This window comes from Carnobacterium inhibens subsp. inhibens DSM 13024, assembly GCF_000746825.1.
Taxonomy (GTDB): Bacteria; Bacillota; Bacilli; order Lactobacillales; family Carnobacteriaceae; genus Carnobacterium_B; species Carnobacterium_B inhibens.
The window spans coordinates 2362122-2386887 of record NZ_JQIV01000006.1 but is presented as its reverse complement, the minus strand read 5'-3'; the positions used below and the strand labels follow the sequence as shown (position 1 = coordinate 2386887).

Annotated in this window: 28 protein-coding genes; 5 read left to right on the top strand and 23 right to left on the bottom strand. The window is 34.5% G+C overall.

Annotated features, from left to right (window positions below):
• The first annotated feature begins 133 nt into the window (after positions 1–133).
• The 3 genes from BR65_RS12560 to msrA all read left to right on the top strand — a co-directional run bounded on the left by BR65_RS12560 (position 134) and on the right by msrA (position 2018).
• Positions 134–1090 (top strand): magnesium transporter CorA family protein, encoded by a 957-nt coding sequence (locus BR65_RS12560; RefSeq protein WP_034538456.1) that lies wholly within the window; start codon positions 134–136, stop codon positions 1088–1090.
• Positions 1091–1163: 73 nt separating this feature from the next.
• On the top strand, positions 1164–1295 hold the full coding sequence (locus tag BR65_RS13680) for a DUF4044 domain-containing protein (RefSeq protein WP_023177180.1): 132 nt from the start codon (positions 1164–1166) through the stop codon (positions 1293–1295).
• Between the two features lie 72 nt (positions 1296–1367).
• The gene (gene msrA, locus BR65_RS12555; protein ID WP_023177178.1) at positions 1368–2018 is read left to right on the top strand and encodes a peptide-methionine (S)-S-oxide reductase MsrA; all 651 of its coding nucleotides are present in this window, start codon (positions 1368–1370) and stop codon (positions 2016–2018) included.
• Positions 2019–2102: 84 nt separating this feature from the next.
• On the opposite strand, the gene recN is transcribed toward msrA, so the two are convergent.
• The 20 genes from recN to BR65_RS12455 all read right to left on the bottom strand — a co-directional run bounded on the left by recN (position 2103) and on the right by BR65_RS12455 (position 17292).
• A complete protein-coding gene (recN, locus tag BR65_RS12550; protein ID WP_023177176.1) occupies positions 2103–3821 on the bottom strand; it encodes a DNA repair protein RecN in 1719 nt (572 codons plus the stop codon).
• A 34-nt stretch (positions 3822–3855) separates the two neighbouring features.
• Positions 3856–4305, bottom strand: a complete 450-nt coding sequence (argR, locus tag BR65_RS12545; RefSeq protein ID WP_023177174.1) for an arginine repressor — start codon at positions 4303–4305, stop codon at positions 3856–3858.
• A 164-nt stretch (positions 4306–4469) separates the two neighbouring features.
• Entirely contained in the window at positions 4470–5297 is an 828-nt protein-coding gene (locus tag BR65_RS12540; protein WP_023177173.1) for a TlyA family RNA methyltransferase, read from the bottom strand.
• Positions 5298–5315: 18 nt separating this feature from the next.
• Positions 5316–6215, bottom strand: a complete 900-nt coding sequence (locus BR65_RS12535; protein WP_023177172.1) for a polyprenyl synthetase family protein — start codon at positions 6213–6215, stop codon at positions 5316–5318.
• Between the two features lie 15 nt (positions 6216–6230).
• The gene (locus BR65_RS12530) at positions 6231–6467 is read right to left on the bottom strand and encodes an exodeoxyribonuclease VII small subunit (protein ID WP_023177171.1); all 237 of its coding nucleotides are present in this window, start codon (positions 6465–6467) and stop codon (positions 6231–6233) included.
• On the bottom strand, positions 6464–7804 hold the full coding sequence (xseA, locus tag BR65_RS12525; protein WP_034538455.1) for an exodeoxyribonuclease VII large subunit: 1341 nt from the start codon (positions 7802–7804) through the stop codon (positions 6464–6466). Before xseA ends, BR65_RS12530 begins: the two co-directional genes overlap by 4 nt.
• Positions 7805–7877: 73 nt before the next feature.
• On the bottom strand, positions 7878–8747 hold the full coding sequence (gene folD, locus BR65_RS12520) for a bifunctional methylenetetrahydrofolate dehydrogenase/methenyltetrahydrofolate cyclohydrolase FolD (protein WP_034538452.1): 870 nt from the start codon (positions 8745–8747) through the stop codon (positions 7878–7880).
• 153 nt (positions 8748–8900) lie between these two features.
• The gene (gene nusB, locus BR65_RS12515; RefSeq protein ID WP_023177168.1) at positions 8901–9344 is read right to left on the bottom strand and encodes a transcription antitermination factor NusB; all 444 of its coding nucleotides are present in this window, start codon (positions 9342–9344) and stop codon (positions 8901–8903) included.
• Positions 9344–9769, bottom strand: coding sequence for an Asp23/Gls24 family envelope stress response protein (locus tag BR65_RS12510; protein WP_023177167.1), 426 nt, complete (start codon positions 9767–9769; stop codon positions 9344–9346). Before BR65_RS12510 ends, nusB begins: the two co-directional genes overlap by 1 nt.
• Positions 9770–9823: 54 nt before the next feature.
• Positions 9824–10381 carry an elongation factor P gene (gene efp, locus BR65_RS12505; RefSeq protein WP_023177166.1) on the bottom strand — a complete coding sequence of 186 codons (558 nt, stop codon included), beginning with the start codon at positions 10379–10381 and terminating at the stop codon, positions 9824–9826.
• A gap of 91 nt (positions 10382–10472) precedes the next feature.
• Positions 10473–11537, bottom strand: a complete 1065-nt coding sequence (locus BR65_RS12500) for a M24 family metallopeptidase (RefSeq protein WP_187948708.1) — start codon at positions 11535–11537, stop codon at positions 10473–10475.
• 175 nt (positions 11538–11712) lie between these two features.
• Positions 11713–12072, bottom strand: coding sequence for a hypothetical protein (locus BR65_RS12495; protein ID WP_023177164.1), 360 nt, complete (start codon positions 12070–12072; stop codon positions 11713–11715).
• The gene (gene comGF, locus BR65_RS12490) at positions 12065–12571 is read right to left on the bottom strand and encodes a competence type IV pilus minor pilin ComGF (protein WP_023177163.1); all 507 of its coding nucleotides are present in this window, start codon (positions 12569–12571) and stop codon (positions 12065–12067) included. The genes BR65_RS12495 and comGF overlap by 8 nt, the downstream gene beginning before the upstream one ends.
• The gene (locus BR65_RS12485) at positions 12516–12854 is read right to left on the bottom strand and encodes a type II secretion system protein (protein WP_023177162.1); all 339 of its coding nucleotides are present in this window, start codon (positions 12852–12854) and stop codon (positions 12516–12518) included. Before BR65_RS12485 ends, comGF begins: the two co-directional genes overlap by 56 nt.
• Positions 12845–13282, bottom strand: a complete 438-nt coding sequence (gene comGD / locus BR65_RS12480) for a competence type IV pilus minor pilin ComGD (protein WP_023177161.1) — start codon at positions 13280–13282, stop codon at positions 12845–12847. Before comGD ends, BR65_RS12485 begins: the two co-directional genes overlap by 10 nt.
• A gap of 2 nt (positions 13283–13284) precedes the next feature.
• Positions 13285–13602, bottom strand: a complete 318-nt coding sequence (gene comGC / locus BR65_RS12475; protein WP_023177160.1) for a competence type IV pilus major pilin ComGC — start codon at positions 13600–13602, stop codon at positions 13285–13287.
• A complete protein-coding gene (gene comGB, locus BR65_RS12470; protein WP_034538450.1) occupies positions 13599–14657 on the bottom strand; it encodes a competence type IV pilus assembly protein ComGB in 1059 nt (352 codons plus the stop codon). Before comGB ends, comGC begins: the two co-directional genes overlap by 4 nt.
• Positions 14611–15678: a competence type IV pilus ATPase ComGA gene (gene comGA / locus BR65_RS12465; RefSeq protein ID WP_023177156.1), complete on the bottom strand. Its 1068-nt coding sequence runs from the start codon at positions 15676–15678 to the stop codon at positions 14611–14613. Before comGA ends, comGB begins: the two co-directional genes overlap by 47 nt.
• A 254-nt stretch (positions 15679–15932) precedes the next feature.
• Positions 15933–16658, bottom strand: coding sequence for a YebC/PmpR family DNA-binding transcriptional regulator (locus BR65_RS12460; protein WP_023177155.1), 726 nt, complete (start codon positions 16656–16658; stop codon positions 15933–15935).
• A 103-nt stretch (positions 16659–16761) separates the two neighbouring features.
• The gene (locus BR65_RS12455; RefSeq protein ID WP_023177154.1) at positions 16762–17292 is read right to left on the bottom strand and encodes a VanZ family protein; all 531 of its coding nucleotides are present in this window, start codon (positions 17290–17292) and stop codon (positions 16762–16764) included.
• A gap of 212 nt (positions 17293–17504) precedes the next feature.
• On the opposite strand from BR65_RS12455, the gene BR65_RS12450 reads away from it, so the two are divergent.
• A complete protein-coding gene (locus tag BR65_RS12450) occupies positions 17505–19316 on the top strand; it encodes a M3 family oligoendopeptidase (RefSeq protein ID WP_023177152.1) in 1812 nt (603 codons plus the stop codon).
• Positions 19317–19372: 56 nt separating this feature from the next.
• On the opposite strand, the gene BR65_RS12445 is transcribed toward BR65_RS12450, so the two are convergent.
• Both BR65_RS12445 and BR65_RS12440 read right to left on the bottom strand, forming a co-directional pair.
• Positions 19373–20284 (bottom strand): diacylglycerol/lipid kinase family protein, encoded by a 912-nt coding sequence (locus BR65_RS12445; RefSeq protein ID WP_034538449.1) that lies wholly within the window; start codon positions 20282–20284, stop codon positions 19373–19375.
• Positions 20285–20488: 204 nt separating this feature from the next.
• Entirely contained in the window at positions 20489–21367 is an 879-nt protein-coding gene (locus tag BR65_RS12440; RefSeq protein WP_034538447.1) for a glucose 1-dehydrogenase, read from the bottom strand.
• Between the two features lie 200 nt (positions 21368–21567).
• Between BR65_RS12440 and BR65_RS12435 the strand changes: the two genes are divergently transcribed.
• On the top strand, positions 21568–23262 hold the full coding sequence (locus tag BR65_RS12435; protein WP_034538446.1) for a glycoside hydrolase family 13 protein: 1695 nt from the start codon (positions 21568–21570) through the stop codon (positions 23260–23262).
• 59 nt (positions 23263–23321) lie between these two features.
• Here the strand turns inward: BR65_RS12435 and BR65_RS12430 are convergent, their stop codons facing one another.
• Entirely contained in the window at positions 23322–24734 is a 1413-nt protein-coding gene (locus tag BR65_RS12430) for a C40 family peptidase (RefSeq protein WP_034538444.1), read from the bottom strand.
• Positions 24735–24766: the final 32 nt, after the last annotated feature.

Below are 24766 nucleotides of genomic sequence, written 5' to 3'. Positions count from 1 at the left end.
AACTACCTCGCTTTCCCTTTAATTAACCTCTCTTTTTATCTTTTTCATTCCAAATTAGTGTACACTAGGTAATAAGGTGGTCTTTACTTCTTAGTTGTATTTTCTATTAATTTTATTTTAAGGAGCGTTTGCTATGATTCAGTCCTATTACACTACAAAACAAGGTAAAATTACTCATGACATCGATTTTACTCATGCGGAATGGTTACACCTTTCTGATCCAACAGATAATGAAATTGATGGAGTTGTTAAACATTTCGGTTTTCCAAAAGATTATCTTTCAAGTGTGCTAGATCCAGATGAAGTTTCAAGATACGAAAATTTAGAAATGAAAGAAAGTGAAAGTTCTTCGTTAGCCATGTTTCTTTATCCATTAAAGGTAGATGATGGCTTAAGCGACAGCGAATACATTACGAGGCCTTTAGCTGTAATCTTAACAGCTAATACTATTATTACAGCAACTGTCCAAACACCCGATTTCATTTCAAATATGATTACAAATAAACCTAACTATCCAAGTGATAGTACTAACCAAGAACGCTTTTTACTAGATATAGCTTGGCATATTTCTTCTGATTACATTTCTTATTTAAAAGAAATCAATTATAAAATCGAAAAATTAGAAGATACTTTAACAAAAACAACAAATAATCGACAACTTTTTTCTTTAATGGCTCTACAAAAAAGTTTAGTTTATTTTGATACTGCGATTGAAAGCAATCATCCAATCTTTAAACGGCTAAAAAATATTGAGCGTTTCAATCAAAATAAAAAAAGTCTTTCTTTTTTACACGATGTAGTTGTAGAAAATCAACAAGCCGAAGCTATGATTAAACAATCCAATCAAATGCTTGAACAAATCAGTGCTATTTTCTCTTCTGTGATTTCTAATAACTTAAACAACATTATGAAAGTTTTAACTTCAATCACAATTGTTTTAACGATTCCCAATATTATTGGAGCACTTTGGGGGATGAATGTTTCTTTACCATTTGAAGATACACCGGGAGCTTTTTGGATACTTTGTTTGATTAGCCTTATTATCTGCTTAGTAACGGTATGGATGTTACGAAAAAAAGACTATTTTTAATCCCCTATTGATTCTTTTGTATTATTTGGTGTAAAATGTAAGAAATATGCGTACGAAAGTGGGGGATCACATCGTGGCTTCAAAAAATAAAAAATCAGTTTCTAAAACACAACGCTTTACAAAAGTTTTTGTTTGGATCATGCTAATAGCAATGTTAGGCTCTGGATTTATAACTGTCCTCTATACATTAGTTACTATGAATTAAAGTTCACCACATTAAACGAGTATGCAAATCGTTTAATGTGGTTTTTATTTTTAAATTTGGAGGTTTACTGTTATGACAAATTTTAATAGACAATCAAACACTATTCAAACTGCTACATTTAGTATGGGCTGTTTTTGGGGGCCAGATAGTCGATTTGGTCAATTACCAGGAGTGATACGAACTCGTGTGGGATATGCAGGTGGAACCACGCCTGACCCTATCTATAAATCCATGGGAGACCATACCGAAACTTTAGAAATTGATTTTGATCCTGAGGTTATTCATTACTCAGATATTTTGACTTTGTTTTGGGATAGTCATGACGCTGCTAAAGATCGCAATTATAAAGGACGACAGTATCTTTCTTTGCTTTTCTATCATGACACTGAACAACAAAAGGTTGCTAATCAAGTCAGAGAAGACTGGGAAAAGAATCACAGTAAAAAAATACAAACCGAAATTCTTCCATATACTCATTTTTATCGAGCCGAAGATCGTCACCAAAAATATTTTTTGAAACGTTACCCTAAAGCTCTCGAAGCAGTATCTGCTCTTTTTCCAACGTATACTGATTATATTGATTCTACTATTGCTGCACGTCTAAATGGTTTTGTTCGAGAATACGGTCTATTAGCAGATATCAAAAAAGAATTGGACTTTTGGGGATTAAATGAAAATGAAAAGTACATTTTAAAGGACTTGCTTCATACCATTCGGTGGTAAGACTAATTATGGATAGATCTCACATAAAAATGATCCTGCAATCGATCAGACTAAAAGTCCAATCGATTGCAGGATCATTTATTTTCAACTAATTTGTTTCTGTTTTTGTCTTTCTGTTTTAGCTAACACGGTTAATTCCTTCGCATGCTCTAAAGTCAGTTTTGTAATTTCAGTTCCAGCTAACATTCGCGCAATTTCTTCTATCTTTTCTGCAGTTTCCAAAGCATTTACATGCGTTTTTGTTCGATCATTTTCAATGCTTTTAGAAATGTATAAATGATTATCTGCCATCGCTGCCACTTGAGGCAAGTGTGTAATACATAGAACTTGTGAATGGACTGCAACCATATAGATCTTGTTTGCAATAGCTTGTGCAACTCGTCCACTAACCCCTGTATCCACTTCATCAAATATAATGCTGGTAATGCCTTGTGATTTTGAAAAAATAGTCTTCATGGCTAGCATCATTCGAGACAATTCTCCTCCAGATGCCACTTTAGCTAATGGTTTTAACGGTTCACCCATATTTGTAGCAATATAAAATTCTACTTCATCAAAACCAGATTCATGTGCTCCTTCACTCGAAAAAGTTGCTACTGTTTTGAAAAACTGAACTTCAAATACAACTTTTTCCATATACAATTCTTTAAGCTGTTCATGAATGGATTGTTCTATGTCTTTAGCTACTTTTCGACGCTTTTTAGAGAGTTGACTGCCTCGTTTGACCAATTCTTCCGATAAACGAGCTAACTCATCCGTCATATTCGTCAAATGGTTTTCCCGATTCAAGATTTGTTCTAGTTCTGCCGCGATTTTTTCATAATAACTTTTAATTTCTCCGATGGAATCACCATATTTTCGTTTCAATTGTTTAATGATCTCTAATCTTTTTTCAATTTCATTTAACCGATCTTCATCATAAGCCATTTGATCGAGTTCTCTTAAAATATCGCTAGCTGCTTCTTGAAGTTGAAAATAGCTGCTTGATATGGCTTCTGATAAGTTTTTAAATTTATCATCTATGTCTTCCAAAGAACTCATTTCAGTCATAGCATTTCCAATCAAATCGATTCCATTTACGTCATCACCTTGCAATACGTCATAACTGATAGACAACGCTGACATAATTTTTTGGTAATTTAATAACAAGTTCTTTTCTTCAAGTAATTCTTCTTCTTCTCCATCGAGAAGTTCAGCCATTTCAATTTCATTTGTTTGATATTGCAGCATATCTAACCGTTGAGCTAATTCTTGTTCTCCATTTTGCCACTTATCATAAGCTTTTTTTACCTGTCTATAGCGCGTATAGGTTTCCTGATAACTTTTCTTTAGCAAGAATAGTTCTTTATCGCCAAATTGATCTAACATACTCAAATGGCGTTCTGGATTCATTAATTCTTGGTGCTCATTTTGACCATGAATATCAATAATCGATTCTCCAATCAAACGCAAAATGGCTATTGTTACTAGACGACCATTAATGCGACAAACACTTTTTCCACTGCGATGGATATCTCGTTGGATAATTACCGTATCTTCATCGCTGTCGATGCCATAAGTTTTTAGCAATTCATATGTTCCGGGATTTCCATCTAATGAAAATAAGGCTTCTAATACACATTTAGTTGCACCATGGCGGATAAATTCACTAGATCCTCTTCCTCCAGCAAGTAATCCAACAGCATCAATAATAATCGATTTTCCTGCTCCTGTTTCACCAGTTAAAACAGTCATACCACGGTTAAAACTAAGATTTAAATCCTGGATGATAGCAAAATCCTTAATGGTTAATTCTTGAAGCACTGTTTTTCACCTCCAATACTTCTTTCTTCATACCTTAAATTAATTGTATAAAATGATTTTTCAACTGTAGAGCTTCTTCATGTGAGCGACAAATAATAAGCACTGTATCATCTCCTGATATAGCTCCAAAGACACTATCAAAATTAGATGTGTCTATCAAACTTCCAAGTGCAAAAGCATTTCCAGGAATGGTTCGAATGAGCAGAAAACAATCTTGCGTGTCCATTGAAACAAAGGCATCTTTAAATAAACGTTCCAACTTTTTAGATGTATCGTACTGTATATCAGGGGGCAAACTATATTGGTAGCCTCCTGATTGTGAAGGAACTTTAACCAATTGAAGTTCTTTGATGTCCCGTGAAATCGTTGCTTGGGTTACCTCTATACCTCTTTCTTCTAATATACGTACAAAATCTTCTTGTTTTTCAATAACATTTTCTTTAATCAACTCTTGTAGTAAATGGTGACGTTCTCTCTTTTTCATGTTTCCACCTCATTTTCATAACCACTATTATTCATTTAATACTCTTATCATAGCGTACTTATTTCAGATAGAAAAGAAAAAAGTAAAAGAATTTAGAACAAAAAAAACACTAGAAATTTAAAAAAATACGAATGCACCCTATTTAACAGGTACATTCGTTGATGTTATTTTTTTTCGGTTTTTAATGTTGCATAAGCTTCGGTTAAAACCATTTGTATGTCTACGGCTTTAGACAAATCACCAGTCGTTTTATCGTTCCATTTTAAATGGGCTAGGAACTCGATATTCCCTTCTCCACCTGTTATAGGAGAAAAAGTCAAATTCAAAACATCGTAACCAATACTTGTAGCAAAAGAAAGCATATCGGTCAGCACTTGTTCATGAACCGACTTATCGCTCACGATTCCTTTTTCGCCTACGTCATCGCGATGTGCTTCAAACTGAGGTTTGATTAAAGCCAAAATATCTCCATCTGAAGCAATAATGTTTTTTAAAACTGGCAGAATCACTCGTAACGAGATAAACGACACATCAATTGAGGATAAATTAGGTCTACCTTTTGAAAAATCTTCTGGTTTGCAATACCTGAAATTCGTCTGTTCCATTACAACTACTCTTGGATCTTGGCGAAGTTTCCAAGCCAATTGATTCGTACCGACATCCAAAGCATAACTTAGTTTGGCACCATGCTGCAATGCTGCATCTGTAAATCCGCCAGTAGAAGAACCAATATCTAACATAATTTTATCTGTTATAACTACATCAAAAACTTCCATTGCTTTTTCTAATTTGAATCCTCCACGACTTACATAACGAGAATGTTTTCCTTTTAATTGTAATTGCGTGTCAAATGCTATTTTTTCTCCTGCTGTATCAATTCGTTCCTCTTTTGTGTTGTACACTTGGCCAGCCATAATCATGCTTCTTGCTTTCTCAACAGACTCTGCAAGGCCTTGTTTGACTAAGAGAGTATCTACTCGCTCTTTTTTCATGTAACGGCTCCTATCTTCTTAATCGATTACCAAAAGATCAATCATTTCTACTAATAAGTTAATTTGAACTGGCTTATCTGAATTTTTGCTGATTTGCTCTACATTTTTCAACTTATCTTTTGCAGCTGCCAATTCATGATTTAAAGCAGCTTTAGCTCCTTCAAGTGTCAATAAACCAGGGTAAGTACTTTTATTATGCTCTTCATCCATACCAGTATTTTTACCTAATTCTTCTACATGTCCAACAACATCTAAAATATCGTCACGAATTTGATAAGCCAATCCTAGATGTTCAGCATACTCCATCAATTGTTCTTCTATTTCAGGTAATGCTTCAGCAATGACGCATGCTGCGTAAATAGGAAATTTTAACAATTCACCCGTTTTGTTTTTATGAATGAATTGAAGTTCTTCTAAACTTAATTCTTTTTCCTCACCTTGAATGTCTGCCATTTGTCCCAAAATCATACCATCTGGACCTGCTGATTTGGCTAAAGCTAAAATTAATTTCACTTTTTTCTCTGGTTCATCATCTGAAGCGGCAATAATTTCAAAAGCTTGTGTTAACAAAGCATCTCCCGCTAAAATCGCGATATCTTCACCATAAACAATATGATTGGTTGGTTTTCCTCTACGTAAATCATCATCATCCATAGCTGGAAGATCGTCATGGATCAAAGAATACGTATGAATGAACTCTAAAGCAGCACTAACAGCATACCCTTTTTTCTGATTGCCTCCCAGTGAATGGATCGTAGCTAAAAGAAGCAACGGCCGTATTCTTTTTCCACCTGCAGCTAAAGAATAAGACATAGCTTCATGTATTTGTTCTTTTTTAGTTAAATCTTTTCCAATGTAATCCAACATTTCTTTTTCAAATGAAGGGATTTCTTTTTCTCTAAATGACTGCAAATCCATCATTGACCTTCTTTCTTAATCCAACTCACTATTTTCTTCAAATAATTTTTCATTTCCATTTTCGTCTACGATCTTAGTTAGTGTTTGCTCAGCATTTTGTAAAGTTTCTTTACAAAATTTGCTTAAACTTACCCCTTTTTGGAATTGATCTAAAGCCTCTTCTAATGGAACATCTCCACGTTCTAAATTGGTTACGATCTCTTCTAATTGTTGCATAGCTTCTTCAAATTTCAATTTTTTCTCTGTACTCATTTGGATTCCTCATCTTTCTTTATCACTTTTGCTTCAAAATTTCCTTTGTGTAAGTGGATGTGTATCTTGTCTTCTACTACAACTTGATTGCTGTTTTTGATAACTTTTCCATCTTTTGTTGCATAACTGTAGCCCCGGTTCATGATTTTTAACGGACTTAAATAATCCAGCGACTGGACAGCGTAGTGAAATCGTTTGTTTTGATTTTCCATATACCATTCCATTTGTGTCGTTAATTGTCGGCTCAATCCATTTAAGTCGTTGTATTTTTGTTTGACCAGTTGTGTTGGGTTTTGTGCATTTAACTGCAGCATGTGTACGTTAAGATCATTTTTTAATTGCTGTTTTTTTTCTTCCATTGCTCGAACGAGTCTTTCAGTTAAAAGATCCAATTTTTGGGCATATCCTTCATACAGTCTTTGTGGCTGATTGAATATATAAGAATTTAATTGGCTACTTAAACGTTGATTCAATATTTCGACTTTTCGAGCATAACTTTGAACAAGTCGCAACTTTAATTGATCAATTTTTATCAACTCATCGGACAATAATGGTACAGAAAGTTCAGCTGCTGCAGTAGGAGTTGCTGCACGCACATCTGCTACTAAGTCAGCAATAGTTGTATCCGTTTCATGGCCCACAGAAGAAATGATCGGTGTTTGAGCTTCGAATATAGCTCGTGCAACTTTTTCCTCGTTGAATGGCCACAGGTCTTCAATCGAACCTCCACCACGCGCAATAATTACAGTATCAAAGTTTCCTTTTTCTTCCACCATCCGGATACTCGATACAATTGCATCTGCAGCTTTATTTCCTTGAACAAGGGTTGGATATACCACCAATTGTACAATAGGAAAGCGTCTTTTAATTGTAGTCATAATATCTCTTACAACAGCACCACTTGGACTCGTTACAACTGCAATTCTTTTAGGAAAAGTTGGAATCAATTGCTTTGGAGCATCGAAAAGACCTTCAGCTTTTAACTTTTTCTTCATTTCTTCTAAAGCTTGATACAGAGCACCAACTCCATCAGGCTCCATATGTTCAATCGTTATTTGATAATTCCCACTTGCTTCGTATAACGAAATTCGTCCAATGACTAGTACTTTCATTCCTTCTTCAGGAGTAAACTTTAATTTTTGAAAAGCAGGCTTAAACATGATAGCAGAAATTTTTGCATGATCATCTTTTAAACTAAAATATTGATGTGCATTTGGTCTATTTCTAAAGTTAGAAATTTCTCCTGTCAAATAGATTCTTTCCAAATATGGATCACGTTCAAATTTTCGTTTAATGTATCTAGTCAATGCGGTGACCGTCAAGTAATCATTTGACACTTTATTCACTCCTCTTAGCAACATTGCATCTTTATTAATGTCTTTTACTATACCAGTTCTCTTTTCCTTTATTCTACAGTTTCTCTGTTGACAATGCAGCGAACTTTTTTGCACTTTCAATCGTTTGATACAATAGCATCGTAATGGTCATAGGACCTACACCTTTTGGCACTGGTGTTAAGTAGCCAGCAACTTCAGCTACTTCATCGCTTTTTACATCGCCAATCAGCTTTCCATTTTTATCACGATTCATTCCTACATCAATAACGGCAGCACCTGGTTTAATAAAGTCTTTCGTAACAAAGTGTCCTTTACCCATGGCTACGACTAAAATATCAGCTGTACGAGCTAATTCAGGCAAATCTTTCGTTCTAGAATGAGCAATCGTCACTGTTGCATTTCTCATCATTAAAAGCTGCGCCATGGGTTTTCCAACGATATTGCTACGTCCTATAACTACTGCTCTTTTTCCTTCAATCTCAACTTGATAACGATCCAGCATTTTTATGATTCCATAAGGTGTACATGGTATTTTATCTGGTTGTCCTATCAGTAATTTGCCCATATTTATTGGATGAAAACCATCGACATCTTTCATTGAGTCAATCGCATTTACTATTTTATCTGAATCAATTTGTTTTGGTAAGGGCAATTGAACCAGTATTCCATGAAACGAAGCATCTTCATTATACCGTTGAACTTCATTTAACAATTCTTCTTCTGTTATAATTGATGGATAACGTTTAATAAGCGAATGAAAGCCCAACGCTTTTGCACGCTTTTCTTTATTTCTTACATAAGTTTGACTTGCAGGATCTTCACCAACTAATAGTACAACTAAACCTGGAGTTAGCCCTTGTTCTTTTAGTTTGTTGACGTCCTCTTGCATCTGAATCGTCATTTCATCGGCTAATGTTTTGCCACTCATGATTATTGCGCTCATAAAGAATCCCGTCCTTTTCTTCTCAATTAAGGCTAGTTGATTTTACCTTATCTATCTTATCATAAGAAAACCAACAGATATACCCTCAAATCTTGATCACTTTTGTTTTTAGTAAAGCTCGTCTTAATTACAAAAAAACAGTAAAAACAAAGCTTATTCAGCTTCATTTTTACTGTTTTCGTTTACAATGTTCGCTAAAACACCATTAACAAATTTTCTAGATTTTTCATCACTATACTTTTTAGTAATTTCGAGAGCTTCATTTAGTGCAACTCTGTCCGGTACATCTGAAACGTACATCATTTCAAAGATTGCTACTCGAATGATAATTAAATCAGTTTTAGCAAGTCGATTTAATGACCAATTCTCTAAATGAGCTTTGATTTTTTCATCTATTTCATCTTGTTTTTCCAGTACACCTGTTACAAGCAGGTCCAAATAGCTTGGTACTTGAACGGTTTCCACTTCATCAACTAATTCATCTTCACTGGTTAAGGCTTGTTGCATTGCATCTTCCTTAGACAATTCATCATTAGCTGAAAGTTGGAAAAGAGACTGTAAAGCTTTTTCTCTAATATCGCGTCGTGTTAAACTCACTATTCGTCACCATCTTCTTCATCATCAAGATCTAATAATTCTTGTAATTCTGTTTTTTCTGGAACAATTCCAACAATATGAACATTTACTTCAGCTAATGTTATATCTGTCATTTGAAGTAATTGTTCTCTTACTTTCTCTTGGATCTCTAAAGCAACTTTTGGTACTGAAACGCCGTAAATAAAGTAACAATAAATGTCTACTTTTAAACCATCTTCATCAGCTGTTAAATGCACACCTTTTTTGTGGTCTACACGTCCAAACAACTCTGAAACACCAGAAGAAAGTTTTCCTTGCATTGCGTAGACGCCTTCTACTTTATTCGCAGCAATACCGGAAATAACTTCAATTACCTCAGGAGCTACTTCAATTTCTCCAAGTGTACCTTTAGTCTCATTAATTGCAACTGTTGATTCTTCAGCCATAAGGCAAACCTCCTCTATTAACTAAATTTCATTTAACTAAAAGAAATCAAATGATTATGCACGTGATACATATGATCCATCTTGAGTATTGATGATCAATTCATCATCTACATTTACAAAGAAAGGAACGTTAACGGTTGCTCCAGTTTCTAAGGTTGCTGGTTTTGTTCCGCCTGAAGAAGTATCTCCGCGAATACCTGGTTCAGTTTCAGCAACACGTAATTTAACTGTATTTGGTAATTCAACACCTAATACTTCTGTATCATACATTAAAATATGAACTTCCATATTTTCTTTTAAATATTTCAATTCTTCAACAATTGAATCTCCTGGTAATTCAATTTGTTCATACGTTTCATTATCCATGAATACATAAGAACCGGCACTTTCATATAAATATTGCATTTTATTATTATTGATTTGAGCCTTAGCTACTTTTTCGCCTGCACGGAAAGTTTTTTCTTGTACTGCACCAGAACGCAAGTTTTTAAGTTTTGAACGCACAAAGGCAGCACCTTTACCTGGTTTTACATGTTGAAAGTCCACAACACGCCAAATTGAGCCGTCAAATTCGATTGTTAATCCTGTTTTAAAATCATTTACTGAAATCATTTCATTTCCTCCTATGAGTCCGTTCCTATTTTCTGTATAAGTGTATCATTTTTTCATGATTCTGCCTAATAAATTATAGATTTAAATACTGTTATAAAATGATAAGTTCTTTTGGAGAATGAGTAATCACTTCGTTCCCTGTTTCAGTGATAATCAAATCGTCTTCGATTCTTACTCCACCAAATCCTGGAAGGTAAATTCCGGGTTCATTCGTAATCACATTCCCTGGCACAAATAATTTTTCTGCTAGTCTAGAAACATTTGGTCCTTCATGGATTTCTAATCCAATTCCGTGACCAGTTGAATGTCCAAAAGCTTCTCCATAACCATAACTTGCAATATGATCCCGTGCAATAGCATCTAATTGAACACCTGACATTCCTGGTTTAGCTGCGTCAATCACTTTTAATTGTGCTTCAAGTGTAATAGCATAGATTTCTTTCAACTTTTCACTTGGTTCCCCTACAGCAATTGTTCTAGTCATATCAGAAACATAGCCTTCATAATAGCAACCGAAATCAATCGTTACAAAGTCTCCAGTTTCAATTTTTTTAGGACTAGCAACTCCATGAGGCATTGCTGAACGGACTCCACTAGCTACAATTGTTTCAAAAGAAACACCGGTTGCTCCTAAGCCACGCATATGAAAATCTAATAAGTTAGCTACTTCGATTTCTGTCATTCCAGGTTTTATTTCACCTAAGATAAAATTGAATGCTGCATCAGAAATAGAACAAGCTTTTTTGATTATTTTGATTTCTGCTTCCGTTTTAACTTCTCTAAGCTCTTCCATCAGTCCTCTTATTGGAATCAATTCACTAGAAATAATTTGTTCCAATAATTCATAAGTACTAAAAGTTACAAAATCTTGTTCAAAACCTAATGCTTCAATACTATTTCCATCTACTATTTTAGCTACTTCATCGAAAATAGGTCCTGCATTTGTAACAATTTCAAATCCTACTGCTTGAGTTGCCACTTGTTCAGTGTATCTAAAATCCGTTACAAAGTATGCTTTATCTAGCGTAATCACACTCAAACCAGTTGTTCCCGTAAAATTGGATATATAACGTAAATTATAAGGGCTAGTCACTAATAATGCATCTATCCCTCTTTTTTTCATGCCTTCGCGTAACTTACTTAGTTTAGTCACTATTCTTCGCCCCTTCTCTTATATGTACCTGCGCACTAGTTATTTAGCTGCTACTGTTTCAATTATTATATCAAATAGAACCATAAAAAGAAATAACCCCACTTAAGACGCCGTGAAGTTATTCCTTATTTATTTTACTAAATAGATTACAGATGTGGGCAATCCAGTATATTTCCATCTATTCATCTGTATTTTCTATACTTTCAGTAGACTTTTTTTCCAGTTGAACTGTTAGCTGTTTTGAAAAAATATTTTTAAGTTTCCCTTCCAAATTGAATGTATTATCTCCTTTTTTTTGAATAGTTACCGTTCCATCAGTAAATAATACGGTCCCTTTTTCTAAATTTTTATTTAAATCAAGTTGGCTATTGAGTTCCATTTTTGAAAGGATCAGCATACTCTCAACTTCATAATAGTGTTTTGTCATTCTTAATTGGTTCATTTGATTCTTGAAAATTTGATTAGTTCCTAAAAGGGCAACACTCATAAGCAATACAAAAATCATTACTGACGGCAGTACAGCTCCTTTTTCATTCATTTTGAACACCTTCTAAGTTATTCTCGATAGATATTTGTGCATGATAGGTTTCTTGGTTCAAAAAGGTTACGGTTATTTCTACAAATGAATCGTTTTGGCTAAAATCAATGGATTTGACTTTCATCAACATAGGATGGTGCCCCCCAGATCCAGTTCGACGTCTGACCATTTCATAGTACCGTTCATAATAAATCGTTTCTTTGAGTTCTCCTTTTTCATCTAGCACTTTAAACTGAAGCTCATTAGATTTTGCTTTCACAAAAATTAAACCTTCAAAACTATAGTCCAGTTGATTCAAAAACATATGCCACTCAAGCTGTCGATCTTCAAAAGTTTGCTTGCGTATGGAATGGTATTGTGTCGTTACAAAGCTTAAAAGAGAAATACATAGCATTAAAATAAATAAAGCTGCTAAAGCTTCTAATAGCGTAAAACCTTTTTGATTAAGGATTGGATTTTTGAAAAGAAAGGATTTCAGTAAAAATTTCTTCTTCTCCATATTTTATCCTTACTCCCTTTTGAGTAGTAGTGGTTGCTTGTTCAATCGTAAATACTTTTCCTCCGGTCTCCCATATTTTATCAATCGGTTGTTGCTGTTCGATTTTTTGTAGTTGTTCATACTGGATACGGTACATTTCAACAGCTGTTTTTTCAGCATCAACTTTTTTTAACATACCTACTACAAATGGAAGATAAATAACAATGCATATACTTAAAATAGAAAATGCTACTAAACTTTCAATCAACAAATATCCTTTTTGGTTTATTTTTTTTATTGCCATTTATAACGGCCACTTCCTAACTGAAATGTCATAGTGTGTCTTTCATTATTTATAAAAAAAACTAATGTATCAAAATTACGTAAATTCCCACTATACGCATTAAAATGATAAACTTTATATGTAGGAGTGGTGACTGTCTCAGGTAAGTAAATCACTCCATTCAGTTCATTCTGTTCATCATCAATAACTCTAAATTGAATCGACTTGTGTTGAGATGACACAATCATTGCGGTTACTTCTCCAGACAAAACAGCATAGTTTTGAATAGCTGTTAGTTGGCTTTGTAATTCTTCAACAAATAATTGATTTTCTAAATGAATTTTAGTTTGCTTAGTATATATTGTTGGAATGAATAGTAATGCAGCTGCAATGAATAGAACAAGGACCAACTCAACCAGCAACATCCCTTTTTCATCTAACTCTCTCATTATTATTTACTCGAACTCACAATACCATTTGTGATACTAATCGATTTAGCTGTTGCTTGTTTAACTTGTTTAGCAGATAAATAACCCTGACTTTCCAAAGCAGAAAAGGTAGCGGCTTCTGTATGACCGTCCAATTCATATAGTTCAACTTGAGTTTGAATGACTGTCACTAAGGCTTCTGTACCTTGAGTGTCAATTTGATTTTTTTGTTTTACTACGTTTGGAACAATAAGCAGCATCAATACTGAAATGATAAAAAGAACCATAACCATTTCAATTAGTGTAAAACCTTTTTGATTCAATTTCTCTTTACATCTCATAGAATCTCCTCCATCATCGTAAACGTCGGTAATAATAACGCTAAATAAACACACATAATAAAAAAAGCAATCACTAAAAAAATAATCGGTTGAATCCAACTAAAGATTTTCTGTATCTTATCCATTAATCTTAATTGACAATCTTTTGCATATACTGCTAATTCTATTCCTAAACGACTAGTTGCTTCACCATGCATAATAATAAATCCAAGTTCACTATTAAAAAAGGTGAACTGGCTCATTGATTCTTTAAAATTAAGTCCTTTTCTCAATTCTTTTTCAATTTCATTCGCAACCTCTTGCATAAGCTGAGTGGTTTCTTTTGTTTGCATTAATTCAATAATTTTATTCATTTGTAGTCCACTTTTTAACAACTGGCTCCATTCATAACTAAATAAATTTGTATAATACAGTCTTAGCATTGCAGAAAGAAGAGGAATCTTCATAAAAAAAGTAGTACGTTGAATGGCAGTACGTTTTCCTAATTGATTTTTGATAATCAGAGTGCTTAAACACACTACTAGAGAAATTATTCCTAATAATGTAGGGAAGTGATAGATAAAACCAATCGCAATATTATTGATACTAGATCCATTTGTTGCATTCATTTGTTCAAAGTTAGGCAATATCATAACTCGAATAGCCATTAAAATACCAATCATAAAAACCAATAAAAATAACGGGTACTGCAATAATTTTGTTAACTGACCTTGTTGCTTTGCTTTTTCTTCCAAGTAGCTTCCACTTGCCGCTAGAGCTTCTGTCAAATTGCCATGAATAAAAGATAAATAAATTTGAGCAGAAACTCGATCAGGAAAACCTTGCTTTTTTATGCTACTATCGAAACGTTCCCCTTCTTCCAATTCTTCTAAAACAGCCTGAATCCAGTGTTTTTCTTTTGGTAAGATCATTTGTAAAAATAGTAAAGACTCTCTTAACGAAAAGCCTTCTGCCATCAAGGAAGATAATTTTATTAAAAAAGATGCTTGAACAGCTGATGATTTTTTTTTACGGAATCTGAAAGTGAATAAAGTTTTGTTCAGTAATGTAGCCATATGCATACGCCTTTCTTAACAACAAATTAAAAGACCTAGTTTGTTTTCTTTGAATTTCTTCTTCCGTTTTTATCTGAGCGAGATATTGTTTCAGTTCTTTTCGCGAAAAAACCTCATATAAAACGGCTCTCTTTTCGTATATACGCATGTGTCCACATGAGGGAACACAATCACCGTTACAAAAAGAGCAATACCTTGGAATCAACTTTTGAAATATTACTCCAAGTAATGTTTGTTTTAATTGTTCTTGTGTTACTCCCAATTCCAATAAGCGAGAAATGACCCCTACAGTATTCTTTGCATGTACACTAGCAATAATTAAATGACCGGTCAAAGCTCCTCTTATCACCATTTTTGCCGTCTCATCATCTCTAATTTCACCAATAATAATTGTATCTGGATGATGTCTTAAACTAGATTTTAATAATGTTTCATACGTAATTCCCGCTTTTTCATTTACTTGCGTCTGTAAAAACATTGGTTCATCAATTTCCACAGGATCTTCAACGGTAATTACTTGTTGTTTGTTTTTATGATAACTTTCACGAACAAGCTGATACATGGTTGTAGTTTTCCCTGATCCTACAGGTCCTGAAAAAATAAGCAGCCCACTATTAAACTGAGCCAAGCTCTCTATTAACTTGACTTCTTTTTTAAAATAAGCTGTCTTTGATAAAGATAAGTTTACGGTTTGATTTAATATTCTTATGACCATAGATTCTTGCGTTCTAAAATTGGTTATAGTTGAAAAACGAAGTGCTATATTTTTTCCTTGAACCATTAATTGTGCTGCTCCACTTTGCGGCTTTCTCCTCTCTCCAACGTCCATATTTGATAAATATTTAAAATAAGATATAAATCGTCTGCCTTCTTCATCTGGTATTGCATTCCAAAAACACAATTTCCCTCCAATTCGAAAATAAAAATGGTATTGCTTCTCTTCAGGCAAAATATGTATATCGCTAGTTCCTACTTCTTGGGCTTTTGAGATGACATATTGTGTAAATTCTTCAATTTCCAATTTTCTTCTCCTTCCCAGATAGCTCTTGTTAGTGTTCTTATTTAAACTATGTGCAATTAACCCTGTATTTCGTTATTCTTTTATCTTTTTACTCTACCGAACTTTGTAATGTTTTTTCAAAATGAATCATTGCTAGTTTCTATTGCATTCTTCCTCACAAGGATAATTATTTTTTCAAAAACTAAAAAGACAGCAGTGCTATCCAATTGGATATGGCACTGCTGTCTTTTCAGTTTATAATAAGATTTTAACGTTTATAATTCAGCGTTGTGGAAGACTTCTGACACATCATCGTCTTCTTCAAGTTTATCAATCATTTGATTGAATAAAGCTTTTTTATCTTCTGGTAATTCAACGGTTGTTTGTGGAATCATGGTTACCTCTGCTTGTGCTAGTGTATAGCCTTCTTTTTCTAAAGCATCACGCACATCTGGTAAATCAGAAGGATCAGTATAAATTTCAAATACTTCATCTGATGTTTCCATTTCATCTCCGCCAGCTTCTAAAACACTCATCAACATCGTGTCTTCATCTACATCTAAACCTTCACGTTCAATGGCAATGTAGCCTTTACGGTCAAACATGTAGCTAACAGAACCTTTTTCACCTAATGAACCACCATTTTTATTAAAAGCGACACGGACATTCGTTCCTGTACGATTTAAGTTGTCAGTCAAAGTGTGCACCAAAACAGCCGTTCCTTTTGGACCATAACCTTCATAGATCACTTCATCATAATTTTCATTTTCACCAGTTGCACTGCCTTTTTTTATAGCACGTTCAACATTATCATTTGGCATATTATTCGATTTAGCTTTGTCCATAACCATACGCAACGAAGGATTTATGCTCGGATCAGGTCCACCACTTTTCACAGCCATGTAGATTTCTCTTGATATTTTTTGGAATACTTTTCCGCGTTTTGCATCTTGTGCATTTTTACGCCCTTGAATATTGCTCCATTTTGAATGTCCTGACACTCCAAACTCCCCATTTCATAGTATAAGTGTAATTAGCTAGAATAAATAGCCCTACTTATTTTATCAAAAAACCTGATATAGAGCAACTATTCACCAGTATTAGTTACCGTGTTACCCTTTTAAATGAAGGGTTGATTTTCTTCTTTTTATAAAAGAATAGGAAAAAAATCAAAGCTAACAGAATGCTTGTTAAAGCCCCTGTTGCATCTAAGATCACATCTTCCATTAATGGAGTCCGATCTGGCGTAATACTTTGATGAAACTCATCAAAAGCAGCATATCCAGATGCTAGCAACCAAGAGACAAAAGCGGCTAGCCCCATACTCGTCATTTTATTTTTCAATCCTAAAAACCAACACAGCCCTAATAAAAAATAAGTTCCAAAATGAGCTAATTTTCGAATGAAAAATTCCACAAAAGAACTATACCCTTGTGCTGCAATACTTACTTCACTGCCGGCATAATTAAAGTGGATCAGACTTAATACATTTTTCAAAGGTTCCTTAGCTAGAATTTCATCTAATACACCTGTCAATGATTGGTCGGTGTAAGGTTGTGAAGAACTATAAAATAACACCATCATAATTACAATAGCAAGTGCAATAAATAAATTGTCTTTTACTGTCGAGCGCATCTGTACTTTCCTTCTTTCGCGACTATTTCATCTAACTTTACTCAATGCTTAGCTAGATCGATTGGTTCTATTTTAACCTATCTTAAATTACTTTTGGTATTTATTTTCAACTCCTGCTTACGGTTTATTATCATTTGTTTAATAACACGTTTTAAAACTGCGGCAAACTAGAGTATAATGAATTTATTCAAACCTAGAAAGGAAGTTATTATATGAAATACAGTATGAAATGGGATCTTGATTCCGTTTTCCCTGGTGGAAGCAGTTCGCCCCAATTAAAAGAAAAATTAGCACTTATTCGTGAACAACTAGATGAGTTGTCTGCACTCATTAAAAAGTGGGACACAGGAAAAGACAGTCCAGCATTTAAAAGTCTTGAGACTATTTTACTCGTTCAAGAAAAATTGACGAAAGGCCTTTCTCAAGTCTTTACCTTTGTAGAAGCTGTTCAATCTGCAGATGTTGCAGATAAACAAGCTGGAGCAGTTTTTGGTCAAGTATTTGAATTGAGCAGCGCTTTTAGTACTCTTCAAACAATTCTTACTAAAAAAATGGTTGCCATACCAGATGACATTTGGAATAAAATAATTGAACTTCCTGCTTTTAAAGAAATTGAGTTTAGTTTAAACGAAACTCGTACACAAGGAAAGGAATTGTTAAGCGAAGCAGAAGAAGCTCTGATCAACGCACTTTCTATTGATGGTTTCCAAGGATGGAGCGATCACTACGATTCACTTGTAGCTACTATCGAGATTCCTTTTGAAGACAGTGAAGGACATATTCAACGTCTATCTGCTGGACAAGCCTACAACAAAATGAATACTGATCCAGACGCAAAAGTCCGTGAACAATTATTCGAAAAATGGGAAGAAACTTGGGGCAACATGGCTCCTTTATTCAGTGATACGCTAAATCATTTAGCAGGTTTCCGTTTGGCTGATTATAAAGCTCATGGTGTGAAAGATTACTTGAAACGTCCATTAGAATACAACCGGATGAAACAAGAAACACTAGATGCTATGTGGAAAGCCGTTAGTGACCATAAACAACCATTTGTGGATTACTTAAAGCGCAAAGCTCAATTGCTTGGAAAAGACAAATTATCTTGGCAAGATACTGAAGCACCTGTAATGATTGGAGATGCTGAAGCTAAAGTGTATCCTTATGATGAAGGTGCTGATTTCATTGTAGAAAATTTCCGTAAATTCAGTGAGAAAATGGCTGATTTTGCTCAATATGCTTTTGATCACAGTTGGATTGAAGCCGAAGATCGCGGTGGAAAAAGGCCTGGCGGTTATTGTTCAGAATTGCCAGAAAGTAAAGAATCACGGATTTTCATGACTTATGCCCAATCTCCAAGCGAAGTATCGACATTAGCTCACGAATTAGGTCATGCTTTTCATAGTCATGTCATGACGGATCTTCCAACGCTTAATCAACAATATGCTATGAATGTTGCTGAAACAGCCAGTACTTTTGCGGAACTTATTATAGCTGATGCAACAGTTAAAGAAGCTGCTTCAAAAGAAGAAAAAATCACTTTATTAGATACGAAAATCCAAAATGCTTTAGCTATGTTTTTAAATATCCACGCTCGTTTCTTATTTGAAACTCGCTTTTATGCTGAACGTCAAAATGGTATTGTAACAGATGAACGCCTTGGTGAGTTGATGGAAGAAGCTCAAAAAGAAGCTTATCAAGACTCATTAAGCGACTACCATCCTCATTTTTGGGCAAGTAAACTTCATTTCTTTATTGCTGATGTTCCTTTTTACAATTTCCCATATACTTTTGGGTACTTGTTTAGTCTAGGTATCTATGCTCGTTCATTGGAGGAAGGTTCTAGCTTTGAAGATGACTACATTGCTTTGCTGAGAGATACTGCCTCTATGTCTACAGAAGATCTAGCGATGAAACATTTAAATGTTGACTTAACTAAACCCGACTTTTGGGAAGATGGTATTGCAATCATGAAAAACGATGTGGATACTTTTATGGAATTGACTCAAGAATTTATTAACTAACAAGCAAAAAGTAAGGTGATTTTTCGTATTGAAAATCACCTTACTTTTTTTATATTTTACTTTACTGATGATTTGCTTTCTGGAACAAAAATAGTAATATGACGAGGCAAAATCTGAAGTGCAAGTGGCAACTTGTCTCCTTCATCTCCATCAATATTGCTTATAACTTCCATATCTTCATCTGTAACAGTTATTTTTCCGGATTTGAATTTCCGATAAAGTGTCTCATTTGCTTCCGCCGTATTTCCTTGGATCACTTTAGGAATCAATTTAACTTTGTCCATTAAAGTACTCCCTTTTAAAACAATTAAGTGCAAATACCCATCATCTATTTTTGCCTGTGGGAGCATATTTTCAAAGCCACCTACAGAATTCGTTAATGCAATGAGCAGTAAAATAGATTCATGTTCAATGACCTCATCATCTAACGTTAATTTAAATGGATAGCTCTGACTAACATTAAATGCTTTGGCACCTTCAATAAAATAAGCTAACGCTCCTAAGCGTGTTTTTTGCTCGGTTCCTACATTTTTAACTGCTTCTGGAATTTTCCCTATAGCAATCACATCAATGAAATAACTATCATTTACTTTTCCAATATCTAATTCTTTTGTAATAGCTTTTGGCAACATACGAATAGCTGCTTCAGGATTCAAAGGGATCCCTAAGGCGCGTCCAACATCATTGACTGTACCTAACGGGATAATGCCAAATTTAGGACGATATTCCTCTTCTGCCAGTCCGCAGATACCCTCATTAACTGTTCCGTCCCCGCCCATAACAAAAACGGCTTCTACTCTTTCTCTAGCGGCTGCTTTGGCAAATTGCTCAGCATCTCCGCCTTTTGCTGTTTCCTTCACACTAACACTATCATACATCGATTCTAACGTCTCTTGAGCAAGGACAGTATATTCTTTTCCTTTTTCTCCTCCAGAGGAAGGATTTACGATCAATACAGCTTTTGTCATTGGTCATCAGCCTTTCTAATGTCATTAAAACCTGTTGTTTTTATTAATTTTAGTTTAACTTAATCGCCGTATTATATCTACAAATAAGCAATTCGGCAAAAAAACAAGCAGTAAAGCAAGGTCCTTTAATACCTTACTTTACTGCTGCTTATTTGTTTACTTATTCTTTATTTAATTCATTCATCAGTAATGCTTCTATCAACATTACCCATTAATTACGGTTCCGCCGTTTACGTGAAGAACTTGTCCACTAACATAACTAGAATCTTCACTGGCTAAATAAACATAAGCCGGTGCTAGTTCATAAGCTTCTCCTGCTCGTTTCATTGGAACAGATGCACCAAATTCTTCTTTATCATCATTTGATGTAGTTGCCGGAATTAAAGGAGTCCAAATCGGCCCTGGAGCTACTGCGTTGACACGAACTTTCTTATCAATGATTTCTTGATTTTGTGAAAGCGAACGAGTAAAGGCTACTATAGCTCCTTTAGTAGATGAATAATCTAATAAACCTGGTGAACCTTGATAAGCCGTTACAGAAGTCGTATTAATGATTTTTCCATTTTCATTCATATGAGGCAATGCTGCTTTCACAAAATAAAACATTGAAAAAATATTCGTTCGGAAAGTACGGTCCAATTGTGCAGCAGTAATTTCAGTAATCGATTTACGCGTATGTTGTTCGGCAGCATTATTCACTAAAATATCTACACTACCATATTCCGCTACCGTTTTTTCAATTACTTCTTGTGCAAATGATTCATCCCCAACATCACCGGTGAACCAAAGAACTTTACCACGGATGTCTTCAATTCGTTTTCTTAAATTTTCAGCATCTTCTTTATTTTCGTAATCGGTTACAACAACATCTGCCCCTTCTTTGGCAAATGCAATGGCAACAGCTGCTCCAATCCCGCTGTCTGCTCCTGTTACAATAGCTACTTTTCCTTCCAATTTACCAGCAGGTTTGTAATCTGACGACTCATTTTTTGGAACCGGACTCATTTCTTTATTTGCATCTTCTTGTCGATAATCTTCTTTTGGAGCTTGAGTTTCGATGATATCTTTTTCTCTTTCAGTCATTGACGCTCACCATCCTTAATAAAATTTTATCCATATTTAGTTTAACAATAATTTATCTTCTAATCGAATAGAATGCACTCATTTTATTATTTACAGCTTTTTTCTCTTCACAAGCATGTTAATAGATTATTCCATGTTCTTTCGCTAAAATTAAATTATCTTATTAAATTTAACCCTGTTCACTATTGGAGGACGTATGCATGACTAAAATGAAATGGTGGCAAAAAGCAATTATCTACCAAATTTACCCAAGAAGTTTCCAAGATTCTAATGGAGATGGGATTGGCGACATAAAAGGAGCTTTAAAACATCTTGATTATATCCAATCCTTAGGAGTAAATACGCTATGGGTAAATCCGAATATGCTGTCTCCTCAAGAAGATAATGGTTATGATGTATCAGACTACTATGCGATTGATCCTTTGTTCGGTACAAAAGAGCAATCTGAAAAATTCGTTAAAGAAGTCCATGATCGTGGAATGAAGCTTATTTATGACTTCCCCTTAAATCATACTTCTACTGAGCATTATTGGTTTAAAGAGGCCATTAAAGGTCCAGATAACCCTTATCGTGATTATTATATATGGGCAGACGCTCCTGATGGCAGAGACTATCCAAATAATTGGTATTCTGATGATAAAGAACCATCTTGGACAAAAGAGCCGAATGGAAATCAATTCTATCTGCATCTTTACAAAGATAGTATGGCTGATTTAAATTGGGCTAATCCTAGTGTACGAAAAGAACTGCTAGATATTGGAAAATTCTGGATTCAAAATGGGATTGACGGTTTTCGTTTAGATGCTGTTCTATATATAGATAAAAAAGAGGGATTACCTGATGATCCCGATGCACCTGAAGACGGAGAAGGTTCTGGTAAATTAGTGAACGAACATGGACCAAATATTAGAAAATACCTTGAAGAGTTCAACGAAGAATTAAGAAAATACAATGAAGATCTTTTAGTCATCGGTGAAGCTCCCACTGCTGGGGCTGATTTAGCTTTAGACTATATAGGATCTGAAAATGATATGATAGATAATGTTATTTCATTTACTTATTTTCCCGAGATAGACGATGACAAAGATTCAGAACTCCCTTATGATATCCAAATTGGTCCCTTAGATAAAGGAAAATTTAAAAATGAAATGAATGCTTGGCAAATTAAAATGGCAGATCGTGGCGGTCCTATTCTGTATTGGAATAATCATGATATGCCTAGAGCCGTTTCTAGATTTGGTGATACAGAGGATTATAGAGACAACAGCAGTAAACTATTAGCTACCTTAATGTATCTTCAAAAAGGTGTTCCAATCATTTATTATGGAGAAGAAATTGGAATGAAAAATAGTCCAATCGATGATCTTTCAGGCTTTGAAGTCCCCGGAAAAGAGAAAGTTGTTGAGGAAGCTAAACAAAAAGGCTATTCAGTAAATACAATCAAAAGACAGCTCAAAGCCCGTGCAAAAAATATCAGCCGAGGAGTTATGCAATGGGATGATACAGAATTTGCAGGTTTTTCTACGGTTAAACCATGGATCGAATGGAATACAGAAGAAAAATATAATGTTCAATCTCAAGATTCAGATCCCGGTAGCATCTTAAATTATTACCGAAAGTTACTTTCTCTTAAAAAATATTTTTTATTTGTAGAAGGGACTTTTGAATTAAAACCAACTAAAGAAACTTTATATATTTATGAAAGAACTTTAGGAGCAGAAAAAGCACTCATCTACTGTAATTTTTCTAATAAAGCTGAAAATCTAGAAGTGAGTGAAGATTTACAAAAAGAATGGGCTGTTATTCTTGAAAATCAAGGAAATCATTTAAAAGGTACGCATTTACAGTTAGCTCCATTTGGTGCCGTTGTTTTTAGAAAACAACTCATTGAATGAGTATGAATAGACAAAAAAAGGTCATCATTGCTAAGCAATGATGACCTTTTTCATAAATTTTAGTAACGTCCATATCCAACAAGTTTTGGTCCCCAATAAGATGAGTTAACTGAAGTATATGCCACACCTGTACTACTTTGTGATCCAATAAATTGGCCATTTCCAACATAGATCCCAACGTGAGTAATTGAACCGCCATCCTTAAAGAATACTAAATCACCTGGTTGTGGATTTGTAACTTTAGTAGAAGATGCATATTGTCCTGCCGCTGTACGTGGTAAAGAGATACCTACTTTTGCAAAGACATAAGAAGTAAAACCAGAACAATCAAAACCATTTGTAGTTGTTCCACCATATAAATAAGGTGTACCCATCACGCTAGTTGCATGTGATTGTAATGCTGACCAAGACGTACCACCTGTTGTAGATGGTGCCGGCGTTGTAGGTTTTGGAGTTTCAGGTGTCTTTGTTTCTGTTTTAGCTGGTGTTTCTGTTTTAGCTGGTGTTTCTGTTTTAACTGGCGTTTTTGTTGAAGTAGAATTGGTTGCTTTTTCAGTTTTCTTAGTAGTTTCTGTTGGTGTAGAAGCTACAACTTTAGTTTCTTCAACTGATTTTTGAGATTCTTGTGTTTCTTCTACAACTTCAGTTGTTTCTGAAGATTCTACTACAACAGCTTCTTCAGTTTCTTCTTCAAAACTTGCTAAAACTGCCATTTCAGCTGCTTCTTGTGCTGCTGTATACTCGGCAACTTGACTTTCAGCTTCAGCTTTTTGAGCTATATATTTTTCTTTGTCTGTTTCAGCACTAGCTGTTTCGATAGCTAATTGAGAAACCACTACTTCTTTTTCTAATAATTGTTTTTCCATTTCAGCTTTTGCATTTTCCAGTTGAGCTGCAAGAGCATTTTGTTGTACGATTGATTGTTCAGTTTGTTCTTTCTTTCCAACAACAGCTTCTTTATCATCTGCTTGAGCTTGAACAAGATCTTTGTTAGCTTTTACTAAATCAGTAACGACATCAACGCGTCCAAGAACATCAGACATAGATTCAGCTTCAACGATAAATTCTATGTAGTTTTTTGTATCTCCGTTTACTTGCACTGTACGAGCTTGGTCTTCAAGTTGTTCACTGCGTTGTGCAATTTTTTCTTCAAGAGATTTGATTTCAGATTCTAATGTCTCTTTTTCTTTTTGAGAAGCTTCAATTTCGGCTAATAATGAGGTTGTTTTATCTTTATTTGCATTGATTGTATTTGTGATAGTTGCTAATTCAGTTTCAGTTTGACTTGATTGAGCTTTTAATCCATCAACTTTTTGTTGAGCAGCATCAATGTCTTCTTGAGTTTGATTTACTTGTTGTTCAGATTTATTCACTTTATCTTCATAAGTTTCAGCGCTAGCGGCAGTTGGTAAAATAAGAGAACTAAATGACAAGGTTCCTAGGATCGCAATAGTTAATAATTTTTTATTCACGTGTTTTACCCCTCCATGTTACAATTTGTTTC